This window comes from Mycobacterium asiaticum, from assembly GCF_001673315.1.
Classification (GTDB): Bacteria; Actinomycetota; Actinomycetes; order Mycobacteriales; family Mycobacteriaceae; genus Mycobacterium; species Mycobacterium asiaticum_B.
Genome location: NZ_LZLQ01000093.1, coordinates 1 through 16199, shown reverse-complemented (window position 1 = coordinate 16199; position 16199 = coordinate 1). Strand labels below are relative to the sequence as shown.

At 67.9% G+C, this 16199-nt stretch carries 17 protein-coding genes and 1 pseudogene; 6 read left to right on the top strand and 12 right to left on the bottom strand.

Annotated elements, in window-relative coordinates; all coding sequences use genetic code 11:
• From A5636_RS26580 to A5636_RS14445, 3 genes and pseudogenes are all read left to right on the top strand, one after another.
• Positions 1–1041 (top strand): annotated as a pseudogene (locus A5636_RS26580) (hypothetical protein); the annotation flags it as partial.
• A gap of 5 nt (positions 1042–1046) precedes the next feature.
• Positions 1047–1697, top strand: coding sequence for a glycosyltransferase family 2 protein (locus A5636_RS14450; RefSeq protein WP_437339832.1), 651 nt, complete (start codon positions 1047–1049; stop codon positions 1695–1697).
• On the top strand, positions 1694–2347 hold the full coding sequence (locus tag A5636_RS14445) for a TIGR04282 family arsenosugar biosynthesis glycosyltransferase (RefSeq protein WP_065159332.1): 654 nt from the start codon (positions 1694–1696) through the stop codon (positions 2345–2347). Before A5636_RS14450 ends, A5636_RS14445 begins: the two co-directional genes overlap by 4 nt.
• Before the next feature lie 83 nt (positions 2348–2430).
• On the opposite strand, the gene A5636_RS14440 is transcribed toward A5636_RS14445, so the two are convergent.
• From A5636_RS14440 to fadD8, 11 genes are all read right to left on the bottom strand, one after another.
• On the bottom strand, positions 2431–3783 hold the full coding sequence (locus A5636_RS14440; RefSeq protein WP_065159331.1) for a hypothetical protein: 1353 nt from the start codon (positions 3781–3783) through the stop codon (positions 2431–2433).
• Between the two features lie 6 nt (positions 3784–3789).
• Complete coding sequence (menE, locus tag A5636_RS14435; RefSeq protein ID WP_301336723.1) at positions 3790–4884, bottom strand: o-succinylbenzoate--CoA ligase; 1095 nt, start codon at positions 4882–4884, stop codon at positions 3790–3792.
• Between the two features lie 47 nt (positions 4885–4931).
• Entirely contained in the window at positions 4932–5240 is a 309-nt protein-coding gene (locus tag A5636_RS14430; RefSeq protein ID WP_065159329.1) for a DUF3349 domain-containing protein, read from the bottom strand.
• Between the two features lie 65 nt (positions 5241–5305).
• A complete protein-coding gene (locus A5636_RS14425; protein WP_065159328.1) occupies positions 5306–5596 on the bottom strand; it encodes a hypothetical protein in 291 nt (96 codons plus the stop codon).
• Positions 5593–6825, bottom strand: coding sequence for an inorganic phosphate transporter (locus A5636_RS14420; protein ID WP_065159327.1), 1233 nt, complete (start codon positions 6823–6825; stop codon positions 5593–5595). The genes A5636_RS14425 and A5636_RS14420 overlap by 4 nt, the downstream gene beginning before the upstream one ends.
• A gap of 118 nt (positions 6826–6943) precedes the next feature.
• Positions 6944–7330, bottom strand: a complete 387-nt coding sequence (locus A5636_RS14415; RefSeq protein WP_065159334.1) for a VOC family protein — start codon at positions 7328–7330, stop codon at positions 6944–6946.
• A 24-nt stretch (positions 7331–7354) separates the two neighbouring features.
• The gene (locus tag A5636_RS14410; RefSeq protein WP_065159326.1) at positions 7355–8224 is read right to left on the bottom strand and encodes an SDR family oxidoreductase; all 870 of its coding nucleotides are present in this window, start codon (positions 8222–8224) and stop codon (positions 7355–7357) included.
• A gap of 50 nt (positions 8225–8274) precedes the next feature.
• Positions 8275–9177, bottom strand: a complete 903-nt coding sequence (locus A5636_RS14405) for a 1,4-dihydroxy-2-naphthoyl-CoA synthase (RefSeq protein WP_065159325.1) — start codon at positions 9175–9177, stop codon at positions 8275–8277.
• Entirely contained in the window at positions 9174–9839 is a 666-nt protein-coding gene (locus A5636_RS14400) for a hypothetical protein (protein ID WP_065159324.1), read from the bottom strand. The genes A5636_RS14405 and A5636_RS14400 overlap by 4 nt, the downstream gene beginning before the upstream one ends.
• Positions 9839–10288: a nitroreductase family deazaflavin-dependent oxidoreductase gene (locus A5636_RS14395; RefSeq protein ID WP_065159323.1), complete on the bottom strand. Its 450-nt coding sequence runs from the start codon at positions 10286–10288 to the stop codon at positions 9839–9841. Before A5636_RS14395 ends, A5636_RS14400 begins: the two co-directional genes overlap by 1 nt.
• 92 nt (positions 10289–10380) lie before the next feature.
• A complete protein-coding gene (gene fadD8, locus A5636_RS14390) occupies positions 10381–11982 on the bottom strand; it encodes a fatty-acid--CoA ligase FadD8 (RefSeq protein ID WP_065159322.1) in 1602 nt (533 codons plus the stop codon).
• A gap of 155 nt (positions 11983–12137) precedes the next feature.
• Here fadD8 and A5636_RS14385 point away from each other — a divergent pair, with 155 nt between their 5' ends.
• Genes A5636_RS14385 through A5636_RS14375 form a run of 3 tightly spaced genes read left to right on the top strand, consistent with a single transcriptional unit; the run spans position 12138 to position 15504 of the window.
• A complete protein-coding gene (locus tag A5636_RS14385) occupies positions 12138–13751 on the top strand; it encodes an amidohydrolase (RefSeq protein WP_065159321.1) in 1614 nt (537 codons plus the stop codon).
• Complete coding sequence (locus A5636_RS14380) at positions 13751–14719, top strand: o-succinylbenzoate synthase (protein WP_155763824.1); 969 nt, start codon at positions 13751–13753, stop codon at positions 14717–14719. Before A5636_RS14385 ends, A5636_RS14380 begins: the two co-directional genes overlap by 1 nt.
• Positions 14716–15504, top strand: coding sequence for an alpha/beta fold hydrolase (locus tag A5636_RS14375; protein WP_065159319.1), 789 nt, complete (start codon positions 14716–14718; stop codon positions 15502–15504). The genes A5636_RS14380 and A5636_RS14375 overlap by 4 nt, the downstream gene beginning before the upstream one ends.
• Before the next feature lie 473 nt (positions 15505–15977).
• Here A5636_RS14375 and A5636_RS26850 read toward each other — a convergent pair.
• The coding region (locus A5636_RS26850) for a hypothetical protein (protein WP_216638838.1) at positions 15978–16199 on the bottom strand (222 nt) is incomplete at its 5' end.

The following is a 16199-nucleotide window of genomic DNA, read 5'->3' as shown; positions in this document are numbered from 1 at the left end:
AGCGAATACGACATCCTGCCCGTCGACACGGACGGTCAGGACTATTACGACGACTTCGAGGATGAATTCGAGGACGGGGTCGACCCGGATGATCCCGCCACTGCCGGCATTCGGCCGCAGCTGAGGCGGTTGCTGATCAGCAATGCCGTCATCGGGTTTGCCGTCCTCGGATTCGCGTCGCTGGCCGTAGCGGTTGCGGTCACCGTCCGTCCGACCGCGTCCACGCTGCCGGTTGAGGGGCACCAGAACGCTCAGCCGGGCAAATTCATGCCGCTGTTGCCGACCGAGCAGCAGGCCCCGGTGCCGCCGCCGCCGCCCGACATCCCCACCCTCGGGTTTCAGGGTGGCACCGTGCCGGCCGTGCAGAACGTCCCGCGGCCGGCGCCCGCCGCGCCGGTTGCGCCGGTCCCGCTGCCCGCGCCGGTCGCCCCGGCGCCCATCCCGGTCCCGGCGCCCTTGCCGGTGCCTGTCTTCATCCCGCCCTATCCGGGTTGGGAGCCGGGTATGCCGCCGTATCCGCCCTGGTCGCCGCCGTACACGACGCCGCCGACAACACCGCCCACCACCGGGGTGACCACTCCGCCGACGACGCCGCCCACCACGCCGCCCACGACGGCTCCTACAACTCCGCCGACGACGGCTCCCACGACGCCGCCGACGACGGCTCCCACGACGCCGCCCACGACGGCTCCGACGACGCCGCCGACCACGCAGGCACCCAGGACGACGACCGTTCCGCCCACCACCGCGCCTCCCACGACAGTGGCGCCGACGACGGTCGCGCCGACCACCGTCGCCCCGCGGCCCACACAGGCGCCGACACAGCAGACGGTGGCTCCGCAGCCGACTCAGGCGCCGGCGCCCCAAACGCAAGCGCCGGTGCCGCAAGTTCCGCGGACCCAGGCGCCGGTGCCGCAAGTTCCGCGGACCCAGGCGCCGGTGCCGCAGGCGCCCAGGGGGCCTAACCTCGCCCCGAAGCCGCCTTCCGGCGGCACGGGGAGCGGCAGCGGCGGTGGCCGCACCGGTTCGGGAGTGAACTGATCTCGCTGTCCAGCGTGACCGTGGTGTTGCCCTGCCTCGATGAGGAGGAGTCGTTGCCGGCGGTGCTGGCCGCGATTCCGGCCGGTTATCAGGCACTGGTGGTGGACAACAACAGCACCGACGACACCGCCGCCGTCGCCGAACGGCACGGCGCTCGGGTGATCGCCGAGGCGCGCCCCGGTTACGGTGCGGCGGTCCATGCGGGCGTCGTCGCGGCCACGACGCCGGTCGTGGCGGTTATCGACGCGGACGGGTCGATGGATCCCGGTGACTTGCCGCGGCTGGTTGCTGAGTTGGAACACGGGGCCGACATGGTGACCGGCAGGCGCCGTCCGGTGCCAGGTCTGCACTGGCCGTGGGTAGCTCGGGTGGGCACCGTGGTGATGAGTTGGCGGCTGCGCACCCGCCACGGCTTGCCGGTGCACGACATCGCGCCGATGCGGGTCACCCGGCGTGACGCGCTGCTGGATCTGGGTGTCGCCGATCGTCGGTCGGGCTATCCATTGGAGTTGCTGGTCCGGGCGGCGGCCGCGGGGTGGCGCGTGGTGGAACTCGACGTCAGCTACGGCCCGCGGACCGGGGGCAAGTCGAAAGTGAGCGGGTCGCTCAAGGGCAGCATCACGGCGATTGTGGACTTCTGGAAAGTGATTTCGTGAGCCTGCCGGTGACGGTGCTGGTGGTGGCCAAGGCGCCCGAGCCCGGACGGGCCAAGACCCGGCTGGCGGCGACCGTCGGCGATCAGGTGGCCGCCGAAATCGCCGCCGCAGCTTTGCTGGACACCCTGGACGCGGTGGCCGCCGCGCCGGTGGCGTCCCGGGTGGTCGCGCTGACCGGCAACCTCGACAATGCGGCCTGCGCCACCGAGATACGGCAGCGCCTCGAGTCGTTCAGCGTGATCGAGCAGCGCGGCGACGGCTTCGCCGACCGGCTCGCCAATGCCCACGTCGATGCGGCCGGCGACTATCCGGTGCTACAGATCGGGATGGACACCCCGCAGGTCACCGCGGCGCTGCTGACCGACTGCGCGCATCGATTACTCGAAAAGCAGGCGGTGCTGGGGTTGGCGCTGGATGGCGGTTGGTGGGTGCTCGGACTGACCGCACCGGAGGCCGCCACCTGTCTGCGCCGCGTCCCGATGTCGCAATCCGACACGGGCGAACTCACCCTGAAAGCATTGCGCGACAACGGGATCGAAGTCGCACCGGTACGCCGACTAGCCGACGTCGACCTCATCAGCGACGTGGCCGCCGTCCGCGAAGCCTGCGGCCCCGACAGCCGGTTCGCGCGCGTCACACGTGGACTCTGAACACCCTGCCGGCACGCAAGTCGACTGGCTGCGAATTTCTGACGGACATTTGGCCGTGTGGTTCGGATCGGTGGTCCCGCGCTTCACCAATGGGTGAAGATGACGCTGTTCAGCAACAATGCCCCAGCGGCGTTGAGCGCCAACCAAATTCGGTGAGAGCGCACCGGCAGCAGCGCGGGCGCCGCGGTCAGCCAGACGGTGAACGGTAACCAGATGCGCTCGGTCTCGGCTTTGCTCAGCATGCTCAGGTCGGCACAGAGGATCGCGGCCAGCGCGGCCAGCAGGACCAGGTAGAAACCGGACCGGCGCCGGATTGCGGCCCTGTCGAGTAATTTGCTGATGCCGGCGACACTGCCTAGGCCGATGGCGCAGACCACGCAGGCCAAGTTCGCCCAGCTCCAATACTGGAATGGCCGATCCTTCGCGATGCCCTGCCAATAGCGTTGCTGTACAAGCTCATAGCCGTCGAACCAATAGAACCCTGCCATCGCGAAGCTCACCGCCACCGCCACCGCGGCCAGCACGGCGGGGGTCAAAGCTCGTAGCGCCGCGCGCCAGTTCGTCGCCGAGACCAGCACCGCCAACGCCGGCAACCCCATCAGCACCAACCCGTAGCTGAGGAAGATGCCCCAGCCGAGCAACCCCCCCGCACCCACCGCGACCAGCGCCGGGAACTGGGTGGGACCCCGCACTGCCACTGCCAATAGGGCGATACCCCAGGCCGCCACACCGGCGAAGTACCCGTCGGCCGAAACCGCGATCCAGATCGCGGTGGGCGCCACGGCAACGAACGGCGCCGCCCGTCGCGCCGTGGCTTCGTCCGCCAGGACGCGCACCGCAATCAGCACTGCGAACGACGCGCTCGAACCGATCAGCAGACACAGCAGGCCGGCCCAGGCGCCGCCGTGCAGGCCGATCCGGTCCAGCCACACGAACGTCAGCAGAGCACCCGGGGGATGGCCGGACACATGCGTGGTCCAGGAGTGCGGCTGGAAGTCGAGGATCCGATCGGAGAAGGTACGCAGGGTCGCCGGGATATCGGTGATGCCCGGCACTGCGGACAGGTATTCGTCCCGGCTGGTCAACCGCTCCGCGAAGCCGCGCCGGAAGCCGTCGATCATCGCGAGCGAGAACGCCCACGCGCAAGCCGTCGCCCATGTCCCCACCGCCAACGCGCGCCACGGAAGCCGTTGCGCCACATAAGGACCCCACAGCACGGCGGCGATCGCCAGCAGAAGCGCCGCTACGGTGCCCCAACTGGCGTGCAGGTCCCAGTAGCCGAAGATCGGCGTGGCGCCGGCGTGTTCGGCGAACCGGTCCAGGCCGGTATCGCGGCGCGGGTCGATGCCCCAGTGCATCCTCGGCAGTACGAACGCGGCCGCCACCAGCACCACCGCAGCCGCGACCGCGGCCATTTGCCGACGCTCAATCCTCACGGCAGCTCAGCCTATTGATCCGAACTTCTGCATCAACGCGGCCCGGTCCAGCTTGCCGATGCCCCGGCGCGGCAATGCGTCGACGATGTGCAACTCCCGCGGTGCGGCGGTGATGTCGAGTGTCTGCGCGACCTGCGCGCGCAATTCCGCCAGCGTCGGGGCTGCGGATCCCGCGACGACGACGGCGGCCACCACCCGCTGCCCCAGGCGCTCGTCGGCGACTCCGAACACCGCGCAGTCACGCACCGCGGGATGCCCGGCCAGCGCCGCCTCTACCGGCCCGGGCAACACGGTGAGGCCACCGGTGCTGATCGCGTCGTCGACGCGACCCAGCACGGTCAACTTGCCGGAGGGGTCGATCGCGCCGAGATCGTCGGTGACAAACCAGCCAGGATCGGCGAACGGGTCGGGCAGCACCGGATTGCGGTAGCCCTTGGCCAGCGTGGGCCCACCCAGCATGATGCGGCCGTCGTCCCGCACCCGCAGTCGTACGCCGTTGAGCGGAACACCGTCGTAAACGCAACCGCCGGCGGTCTCGCTCATTCCGTAGGTGCGCACCACCGTGATGCCGGCAGCGGCGGCGGCCTCGAGCACGGGCCGCGGCGCGGGGCCCCCGCCCAGCAGGACGGCGTCGAGTTCGGCGAGGGCGGCGGTGGCGCCGGGGTGCGTGAGCGCCTTGGCCAGCTGGACGGCGACCAGCGAGGTGTAGCGTCGCCCCGACCCCAAAGAGGTTATTGCGGAAGGCAATTGGTCGATGTTGAAGCCGGCCGACACATCCAGCTCGACGGGCGTGGTGCCGGCCAGCACGCTGCGGACCAACACCTGCAGTCCGGCTATGTGATACGGCGGCACGGCCAGTAGCCAGTGTCCCGGTCCGCCCAGATGTTCGTGGGTGGCCGACGCGCTCGCAATCAAGGCTGCCGCGGTCAGCAACGCGCCTTTGGGTGCACCGGTGGTTCCCGACGTCGTCACGACCAGCGCGACGTCGTCATCGATCTCCTCGCCGACGCGCAGGCCGCGCAACGCGGAATCGTCGCTGTCGGGCACCGCGATGAGGGCGGAATCCGCCCGGTCGAGCACCCGGCGTAGCGCAGGTAGCAATTGCTGAGACGCCGATCCCGATTGGACGCGTAACGCCCGCAGGACGGCTATGTGCGGTCCCCGTTTTCGCGGGCGTCGTCGAGTGGCCAGCCCTGGGCGGCCAGCCGGATCCGGACACGCTCGACGTCTTCGGGTGCGGGCAGTTCGTCTGTGAGCTGAGTGATCGCCACGCCGATGTCGATGTTGTCGATCTGCAGATCACCGCGGCGGGTCAACTCACTGGCGACCGTCTTGATCTCGTCGTTGGTGAGGCGGCGTGCCAGCAGGGCAAGCACGGCAAAGGAGTCCGTCGGTGGGATCCCCTCCGGGTATCCGGCCCGCAACCACGAGACGATCGAACTGAGAAAACGGTTCATTGTGCGATCAACTTACCCGGCGAACATTCAACAAAACCCCATGTTAAGCGCACCAGGACGCGCCTTCATGCCGGTTTGGCCCCAAGGAAGGGATAGTGCGTGTGATGGGCGATGAAGTCCCTGGCGATGTAAAGCACGCCGAGGATGACGACCACCGCCACCACCGCATAGATTGCCCATCCCGCCGCCGCCAGTACCGGCCGCGCCTTGCCTGGCGCACCGTTCGCGTCCGCGTTACCGGCGCCCACGGCCTGCAGCCGAACTCCCAGTGCGAACAGTCCCGGCAAGGCCGCCCCGGCCAGCAGACTGAACAGCAGGATCTTGCCCGTCGCTTCGACGTTGAACCAGCCGTTCACGAGGCGCTCCGAGCCGGAATCTGACCATCGGATTCCGGTGCCGAGGCACCCGGGCCACCGCCCGTGACGTGCGGTGGAGCGATGTCCGGATCATCCAGTCCGGCGGTCAAATGACCTTCCCATTCGGCGTTGACGTTCTTGTGGTCCACCTTCACCCGGCGCGACCGCACATAAATGGTGGCAGCGACCGCAATCAACAGCGAAAAGCCGATGATCGCGCCGGGATAGCCGCCGATCAGGTGCACGATCCAGTAGGTGAGCGCGCCGACCAGACCCGCCAAGGGCAACGTGACCAGCCACGCGGTCGCCATCCGGCCGGCCACTCCCCAGCGCACCTCGGCGCCGGGCTTGCCCACCCCACTGCCCAGCACCGACCCGGTGCACACCTGCGTCGTGGACAGCGCGTAGCCGAAGTGGGCCGACAGCAAGATGACCGCCGCCGAAGACGATTCTGCGGCCATGCCCTGGGGCGACTTGATCTCGACCAGTCCCTTGCCCAGGGTGCGGATGATCCGCCAGCCACCCAGGTAGGTGCCGCCCGCCATGGCGACCGCGCAGGACACGATCACCCAGAGCGGCGGCATGACGGCCGTCTTGCTGACCGCTCCGTAGGACATCAATGCCAGGAAGATCACGCCCATCGTCTTTTGCGCGTCGTTGGTGCCGTGCGCTAACGACACCAGCGATGCCGACCCGATCTGGCCGCGCCGGAATCCCGCCTCGGTGCGTTGGTCGGAAACCCCGCGGGTGATCCGGTAGACCAGCCAGGTGGCCGCGGCCCCGACCGCAATCGCCAGTATCGCGGCGATGACCGCGGGGATGAGGACCTTGGAGATGACGCCTTTCCAGATCACGCCGTGCCCGCCCACGGCCGCGATCGTCGCTCCGACAATGCCGCCGATCAACGCGTGCGAGGAACTCGACGGGATACCGAGCAGCCACGTGAGCAGGTTCCAGACGATGCCGCCGACCAAGCCCGCGAACACCAACTCCAGCGTCACCAGGTTCGCGTCGATCAGACCCTTGGCTATCGTCGCTGCCACCGCGGTGGACAGAAACGCGCCGATCAGGTTCAACACCGCCGACAACCCCACCGCCACTTTGGGTGCCAGCGCCCCGCTGGCGATGGAGGTCGCCATGGCGTTGCCGGTGTCGTGGAACCCGTTGGTGAAGTCGAACGCAAGCGCGGTGATCACGACGATGATCAAGAGGAACAACTGGAGGTTCACAGGGCCTGATTCTGGTGGTCGGAGCGATATCTTGTCGAACGATCGACAGGGGAAATGCAGGAATATCGCGAGTCGTCGCCAGATATTACCTAGCAGTTCATCTGGGGTTCGCCGGTACTCATTGGCGGGTGTCTTGGCGCAGCGGATGGCCCTTTGGTACCTCGATGAAGATGAGCGTGACACCGTCGGGATCGGTCACGTGCATTTCGTGTAGGCCCCACGGTTCGCGTCGTGCTTCGCGGGCGATCGGCACCCCCCGACCGCGCAACTCGGCCTGGGTCGCCTCCAGGTCGCGCACCTGCAGCCACAACGCGCCGGGGAACGGACCTCGGGAGTGGTCGGGTTCGTCGTAGCCGGTCAACTCCAGCAACGACTGGCCGGCGAAAAACACTGTCCCTGCCCCGTATTCACGGGCGATGGCCAACCCGATCTCGTCGCGGTAGAAACGCAGCGAGCGCTGATAATCGGCCGGGCGCAGGAGCATCCTGCTCGCCAGAATCTCCATCATTCGTGTCTAGCACGTCCGGGGTTAGCCGCGCCGCTGCATCAGCGAGTTGACCCAGCGGGGTCCGACGGTGTTCAACGCCTTCGCGGCGATCGCCATCCGGGGGGCGATCTGTACGGGCCGGGTGCGGGCCGCGGTGACCATCCATTCGGCGGCTTCCTCCGAGGTCAGCGCCGGCAAGCCCTCGTAAGCCTTGGTCGGGGCGATCATCGGGGTGGCCACCAGCGGGTAGTACAGCGCTGTCGAGTGCACGCCCTTGGGTCCCCACTCGGTTTCGGCGATCCGGGTAACCGAGGTCAGCGCCGCTTTGGAAGCGTTGTAGACCGAGAACAGCGGCGCGGCCTCGTTGAGCACACCCCAGGTGGAGACGTTGATGATGTGGCCGTCGCCCCTCTCGATCATCTCGGGCGCGAGCCCGCGGATCAGGCGCAGCGGCGCGTAGTAGTTCAGCACCATGGTTCGCTCGACGTCGTGCCAGCGTTCCAGCGACTCGGCGAGCGGGCGACGGATCGACCGGCCGGCGTTGTTGATCAGGATGTCCACCCCACCGATGCGGTCCTTGACGTCGGCGACCAGCGTGTCGACCGCGTCCATGTCTGAGACGTCGCAGGGGATCGGAATGGCCGTGCCACCCGTGGTGCTGATCCGGTCGGCCAGTTCGTCGAGCAGGTCCCGACGGCGGGCGACGGCGACGACGGTCGCGCCGCGCGCGGCAAACTGTTCGGCGGCGGCCTCGCCGATGCCCGACGACGCGCCGGTAAGCAGGATGCGCTTGCCGTCGAGTTCGACGGGTTTGATCGCGGGGCGGTTCACCAGCACTTGGGGAGAAACGGGCGGTCGCATGCTGGCCAGCACCAATTGGTCGGTCAGTCGCCGCAGTGGACTCTTACTCACCGGCAAGAGTCTAGGAGGGGCGGTGAAGTGCCGAGGGTCACGTCCGGCGCTCAGAAATAGCGGGGGAACGGGCTCCAGTCCGGGGCTCGTTTCTGCAGGAACGCGTCACGGCCCTCAACGGCCTCATCGGTCATGTAGGCCAGCCGGGTCGCCTCCCCGGCGAACAGCTGCTGACCCACCAAACCGTCATCGAGCAGGTTGAACGCAAACTTCAACATTCGTTGGGCCTGAGGCGATTTCGCGTTGATCTCGGCCGCCCACTGCACGCCCACCGTTTCCAGCTCCGCATGGTCGACCACCTCGTTGACCGCGCCCATCTGATGCATCTGCTCGGCTGTATAGGGCCGGCCCAGGAAGAAGATCTCACGGGCGAACTTCTGGCCCACCTGACGGGCCAGGTAGGCGCTGCCGTAGCCGCCGTCGAAACTGCCGACATCGGCGTCGGTCTGTTTGAACCGCGCGTGCTCGCGGCTGGCCAGGGTGAGGTCGCACACCACGTGCAGGCTGTGCCCGCCGCCGGCGGCCCAACCGTTGACCAGGCAAATCACCACCTTGGGCATGAACCGGATCAGTCGCTGCACTTCCAGGATGTGCAACCGGCCGGCGCGGGCCGCGTCGACCGTGTCGGAGGTCTCTCCGCTGGCGTACTGGTAGCCGCTGCGCCCGCGGATGCGTTGGTCGCCACCCGAGCAGAACGCCCAGCCGCCGTCCTTGGGCGACGGTCCGTTGCCGGTCAGCAGCACCGCACCCACGTCGGGCGCCATCCGGGCGTGGTCGAGCACCCGGTACAACTCGTCGACGGTGTGCGGCCGGAAGGCGTTGCGCACTTCGGGGCGGTCGAACGCGACCCGAACGGTCGCATCTTGCACGTGACGGTGATAGGTGATGTCGGTCAGATCGTCGAACCCGTCGACTACTCGCCACTGTCCCGCATCGAATGGGTTGTCGCTCAAGGTTCTTGGACTCCGTCCTGATTGATGGTGAGGTTGCCGCAGCTGATCGTCTGGGCGGTGGTCACCACTGGATCCTGTGCGGACGCGGCGCTGATCGTGTCCGACCGACCGGTGGAAGCCAGGATGCCGTTGAGGTCGATTTCGGTGCGGCGCACCGTCCATTGGCCCCCGTCCTGCAGGGCCTGCAACCCGACCAGACGGCGACCGTCTCCGAGATCGCTGCAACCCACCCCCGTGCCGTTGCCGGCCAGGTTCTCCAGATCGAACAGGAACGGCCGGCGATAGTGGTTGTCCACCACGGTTTGTAGTTGGCAGTCGGCGAACGCGAACAGGTGCGCGTTGCGCCCGGTGCTGACGATCACCTCGTTCCGGCCGTCGTCCTGGGCGTCAATGAGCAACGCACGCAACGGCATCGGGCTGGCCGATGCAATGCGTACCTGGGTGTTGGCGCCGCTGCCGGTGCTGATACCGACCAGGCGCGTAGCGGCTACCCACAACGTGTCGGGCAACCCGTCCCCGTCCAGATCACCGACCTGGCGAGTCGCCGCTCCCGGCGGGGCCGGCGCACCGCCGGGCGCACAACCCGGTGCCGCGAGCGCCTGTGGCGCTGAAAACGCGGACCCTGCCGCCACCAACGGCACGATGAGCAGCAAGCGAAGCATCAGAGCGGATCGAAACGGAATACGGCGCACCGTCCGGCCAATGCCTCGAATTCTTCCGGCCGGCCTTCGGTGATGAGGCCGGCGCGCTTCATGAAGCTAACCCCGGTGGGCACCTCGTCGGGAAACGCGCGCAGCACCGGCTTGGCGTCCTCGGGCGACAGTTCCACCATCCGAACGGCTTCGGCGGTGCGCCCCCGGCGCAGGGTGACTTCGCCTGCGGCCCTTACGTTCCGGACCCAGTCCGCGCCCGGGAAGCCGCCCACCACGTAGCGCTCACCCTCGAAGTTCATCGGTGTGATCGGCGTCGACCGGGGCTTACCGGACTTGCGGCCGGGCACCGTCAGCACCACTGGACTTTCGCCCCCGAACTTCAGGCCCAGCCTCGACATCTGGATAAAGAGCTTGTTGGCGGGCTTCAGCCACCACGGCGGACGGATCCGTTCAGCCATGCCTTCACAGTAATCACGCCATCGCCGAGCGTGCGACCAGCTTCACGTTCGGCGACCAACGTGCGACCAGCTTCACGTTCGGCGAACGGAAATCAGCCCACCGCGCGGCCGGCGCCCTCCCAGAACTGCGCGCGTACGGCCTTCTTGTCCGGCTTGCCGAGCCCGGTCAGCGGCAGCGCGTCGACGACGACCACCCGCTTGGGCGACTGCACAGAGCCTTTGCGCTCCTTGACCGCGGCCTGCACCTCGGCGGTCATGGCCTCGATCGCGGCGTCGTCGCGGGCGGCGTCGGCACGCAGCACCACCACCGCGGTCACCGCCTCACCCCACTTGTCATCCGGTGTGCCCACCACGCACACCTGCGCGACGGCCGGGTGCTCGGCGATGACGTCCTCGACCTCGCGGGGGAACACGTTGAATCCGCCGGTGACGATCATGTCCTTGACCCGGTCGACGATGAAGTAGAAGCCGTCCTCGTCCTCGCGGGCCATGTCGCCGGTGTGCAGCCAGCCGTCTTTGAAAGTCTCGGCCGTGGCCTCGGGCTTGTTCCAATAGCCGGCAGCCAAAAGTGGTCCGCTGACGCAGATTTCGCCCGGCTCGCCCTGTGGCACCGGTTGACCGTCCTCACCCAGCAGCGCTACTCGCGCAAACAGGGTCGGGCGCCCGCACGAGGTCAGCCGCTTCTCGTCATGATCGGCCTTCGCCAGATAGGTGATCACCATCGGTGCTTCGGACTGGCCGTAGTACTGCGCGAAGATCGGGCCGAACCGGCGAATCGCCTCGGCCAATCGCACCGGATTGATCGCCGAGGCACCGTAATACACGGTCTCCAAGGACGACAGATCCCGAGTCTGCGAATCCGGGTGGTCCATCAACGCGTACAGCATCGAGGGCACCAGCATGGTCGCCGTAATGCGTTGTTCTTCAATAACTCTCAGTACTTCGGCGGGATCGAACTTGGCCAGCACCACCATCTCGCCGCCTTTTACGACGGTCGGGGTGAAGAACGCCGCCCCGGCGTGCGACAGGGGAGTGCACATCAGAAAACGCGGATGTTCCGGCCATTCCCATTCGGCGAGCTGGATCTGGGTCATGGTGGCGATGTTGCCGGTGGTGCCCATCACGCCCTTGGGTTTGCCCGTGGTGCCGCCGGTATAAGCCATCCCACCGATGTGGTCTGGCGGCAGGTCCGCTACCACCAGCGGGTGGGGTTGGTACTTGGCGGCCTCGGCCGACAGGTCGACGGCCACACCCGCCAGAGCCTCGGGGACCGGTCCGATCGTCAGGATCTGCTTGAGCGAGTCCACCTTTTCCAGCAAGCCCAGCGCCCGTTCGACGAACATCGGGTTGGGGTCGATGATCAGCGCGCTGGCGCCGCAGTCGGACAGCACGTAGGCGTGGTCGTCCAGCGAGCCCAGCGGGTGCAGCGCGGTGCGCCGATAGCCTTGGGTCTGGCTGGCGCCCAGGATCATGAGGACTTCGGGCCGGTTGAGCGAGAGCAGGCCCACCGTCACCCCGGTGCCGGCACCCAGCGCCTCGAACGCCTGGACGTACTGGCTGATCCGCTCGGCCAGCTGTCCCCCGGTCAGCGTCGTATCACCGAGGAATAGCACCGGGCGGTTCTTGTGGCGCTTGAGCGCGCCGGCCAGCAGGTGGCCGTTGTGGGTCGGGTTACGCAACAGGTCGTCACTCATGGCGCCGCTTTCCCCCGCAAGCGGGCGGTACCCCCACCTTCATCGCTGCCTCCCATCCTGGTCGCCGACGCGACTCACAAAGCCAGACTAGAACGTGTTGCAATTCGTGTCGGCCGCACCCTTGGGCGGGGCATGGATCACTAGGATTGCGACCCATGGCCGTCGCAGACGCTGTAGCTGAATTAGTCATCACCGGAACCGTCCTCACAGTCGATGAAGCCCGTCCGACGGCTGAGGCAATCGCCATTGCCAACGGGCGCATCATTGCGGTCGGCGACCGAACCGACATCGCGCAGTACGTCGGCCAAGGCACCCAGTCTCTCGACCTCGGTGCCGACGCCTGCGTCATGCCCGGTTTCGTTGAGGCACACGGTCATCCGCTGATGGAAGCGGTTGCGCTATCAGACCGGATCGTCGATATCCGCCCAGTGACCATCCGCGACCCCGACGCCGTCGTCGACACCGTCCGGCGCGAGGCGGCCCGCCGCGGCGCAGACGGCGCCTATCTCAACGGCTGGGACGCCCTGCTGCAGCCCGGCCTGCCGGATCCCACGCTCAGCTGGCTCGATGAAATCGCACCCGACGGACCGTTGGTGATCATCCACAACTCCGGGCACAAGGCCTACTTCAATTCCCGGGCCGCCGAGCTCAATGGATTGACCCGCGACACTCCGGACCCCAAGGGCGCCAAATACGGCCGCACTGCCGACGGCGAACTCGACGGCACCGCAGAGGAGATCGGGGCCGTCTTCCCGCTCCTGGGCGGTGCCATCCAGGCCGGCAACTACCCGGACATGCTGCGCGCCGAATGCGCGCGGCTCAACCGGGCGGGGCTCACCACGTGCTCGGAGATGGCATTCGATCCGAAGTTCAAGCCGCTCGTCCAACAGATGCACCACGACCTGACGGTGCGGCTGCGCACTTATGAGGTCTCGAATGCGCAGATGTTCACCGACGCCAGCCCAGGTGAGGGTGACGACATGCTGCGACAGGTCGGCATCAAGATCTGGGTGGACGGCTCGCCGTGGATCGGCAACATCGCCTTATCCTTCCCGTACCTCGATACCCCGGCCACCCGCAGCGCAGGCATCCAGCCGGGTTCCTGCGGCTGCGCCAACTACACCAAGGAGCAGCTCACCGAGATCGTCGGCGCCTATTTCCCACACGGCTGGCAGATGGCCTGCCATGTGCAGGGCGACGCCGGCGTGGACACCATTCTCGACGTGTATGAAGAGGCGCTGCGAGAGCATCCGCGCGACGACCACCGCCTGCGGCTCGAACATGTCGGTGCCATCCGGCCCGAGCAGCTGCAGCGGGCCGCCGCGCTCGGCGTCACCTGCAGCATCTTCGTAGATCAGATCCACTACTGGGGCGACGTCATCGTCGATGGGTTGTTCGGGCCGGAGCGCGGCAGTCGCTGGATGCCGGCCGGGTCGGCCGTTGCCACCGGCATGCGCATCTCGTTGCACAACGACCCCCCTGTCACACCTGAGGAACCGCTGCGCAACATCAGCGTCGCCGCTACCCGGGTGGCGCCGAGTGGGCGGGTGCTTGCCCCGGCAGAGCGGCTCACCGTCGAGCAGGCGATCCGGGCGCAGACCATCGACGCCGCCTGGCAACTCTTCGCCGACGACGTGATCGGTTCGCTGGAGGTCGGCAAGTACGCCGATTTGGTGGTGCTGTCGGCCGATCCCCGGACGGTGCCGCCCGAGCAGATCGCCGACCTCGAGGTGCGCGCGACCTATCTAGCCGGCCGCCGGGTCCATTGATGCCCGATCTAGCCGACTTGCTGGACGGGCTGCACGTCGTGGCGCTGCCCATGCGGGTCCGCTTCCGCGGCATCACCACCCGGGAGGTGGCGTTGTTCGAGGGGCCCGCTGGCTGGGGTGAGTTCGGAGCGTTCGTCGAGTACGAACCGCCCGAGGCCGCGCATTGGCTGGCCTCGGCGATCGAGGCGGCCTACCGCGAGCCACCGCCGGTTCGCCGCGACCGAATCCCTATCAATGCAACCGTGCCGGCCGTCGGCGCCAGCGAGGTGCCCGGTGTGCTGGCGCGATTTCCCGGTGCCCGCACCGCCAAGGTCAAGGTTGCCGAACCGGGCCAGGACCTCGCCGACGACGTGGCGCGGGTGAATGCGACGCGGGAACTGGTCCCAACCGTGCGGGTGGACGCCAACGGCGGCTGGGATGTCGACGCCGCCACCGCGGCCACCGCGGCCCTCACGGCCGACGGCCCGCTGGAATATCTCGAGCAGCCCTGCGCCACTGTCGCCGAACTCGCCGAATTGCGCCGACGGGTCGATGTGCCGATCGCCGCCGATGAAAGCATCCGCAAGGCCGGCGACCCGCTGGCCGTGGTCCGTGCCGGCGCTGCTGATGTCGCCGTCCTCAAAGTTGCTCCGCTGGGCGGGGTTTCGAAGATGCTCGAGATCGCAGCACAGATCGATGTCCCGATCGTGGTCTCCAGCGCGCTCGACTCGGCCGTCGGCATCGGTCGCGGTCTGCATGCCGCGGCGGCTCTGCCCGAGTTGCGGCACGCCTGCGGGCTGGGCACCCGGCGCTTGTTCGTCGACGACGTGGCTGAGCCCTGGGTAATTGAGGAAGGCTTCCTTCCAGTCGCGCCGGTGACGCCTGATGGGGCGCGGTTGGCGGCCCTGGCGGTCTCGGCGGACCGACGGCAGTGGTGGATTGACCGAGTCAAGACCTGCTACCCGTTGCTTGTACCGTCGTTCGGGTGATCAACCTGGCTTACGACGACAAGGGGACCGGTGAGCCGGTTGTCTTCATTTCCGGGCGCGGCGGTGCCGGACGCACCTGGCAATTGCATCAGGTTCCGGCGTTCCTGGCAGCCGGGTATCGCTGTGTCACCTTCGACAATCGCGGCATGGGCGCCACCGAAAACGCCGAAGGCTTCACGGCCCAAACCATGGTGGCCGACACCGCGGCGTTGATCGAGTCCCTGGATCTCGGGCCGGTGCGGCTCGTCGGGGTGTCGATGGGCTCGTTCATCGCGCAGGAACTGATGGTGGTCCGGTCCGAGCTGGTCAGTTCCGCGGTGTTGATGGCGACCCGCGGCCGGTTGGACCGCACCCGCCAGTTCTTTCATCAGGCTGAGGCCGACCTGAACGCGGCAGGCACGGAGCTGCCGCCGACCTATGACGCGAAAAACCGTCTGCTGGAAAACTTCTCCCGCAAGACTCTCAACGACGACGCCGCCGTCGCGGACTGGATCGCGATGTTCAGCATGTGGCCCACCAAGCTCACCCCGGGTTACCGCACCCAGCTGGATGTCGCGCCACTGACCAACCGATTGCCGGTCTACCGCAATATCGCCGCGCAGGTACTGGTGATCGGCTTCTCCGACGACGTGATCACGCCGCCGTACCTTGGTCGCGAGGTGGCCGACGCCCTGCCCAACGGCCGTTATCTGCAGATCCCCGATACCGGCCACCTCGGGTTTCTGGAGCGCCCGGAGGCGGTGAACGCCGCAATGTTGAAGTTCTTCGCCGGGGTGAAGGCCTGACGGAGGCGGGTTGAGGTCGCGGGTTGATCGAGACTGCGGGCTGGGGACGCCCACCGCAGTCTCGGCATCGAGACTGCGGGTGGGGAATCGAGACTGCGCCCAGTGTGTCCTCGCCGGGCGTGTCGAGACCGTCACCGCAGTCTCGCTGCGGCTACCGCAGTGTCGACGCCGCCACCGCAGTCTCGCTGCGGCCACCGCAGTCTCGGGACGCCCACCGCAGTCTCGGCATCGCGACTGCGGGTGGGGAATCGAGACTGCGCCTAGTGGGTTCTCGGCGGGCGTGTCGAGACCGCCGCCGCAGTCTCGCTGCGGCCACCGCAGTCTCGGCCCAGCCGCCGCAGTGTCGACATCGAGACTGCGGGTGGGGAATCGAGACTGCGCCCAGTGCGTTCTCGCCGGGCGTGTCGAGACCGTCGCAGCAGTCTCGCTGCGGCGACCGCAGTGTCGACGCCGCCGCCGCAGTCTCGCTGCGGCTACCGCAGTGTCGACGCCGGCACCGCAGTCTCGCTGCGGCCACCGCAGTCTCGGGACGCCCGCCGCAGTGTCGCTGCAGCCACCGCAGTCTCGGCGCCCCCCACCGCAGTCTCGGCGCCCCCCGCCGCAGTCTCGGCGCCCCCGCCGCAGTCTCGGCGCGGGCGGGACGGCAGTCTCGACGCCCCCACAGCACTCTCGCCGCCGTACCTGCTCTTCCACAG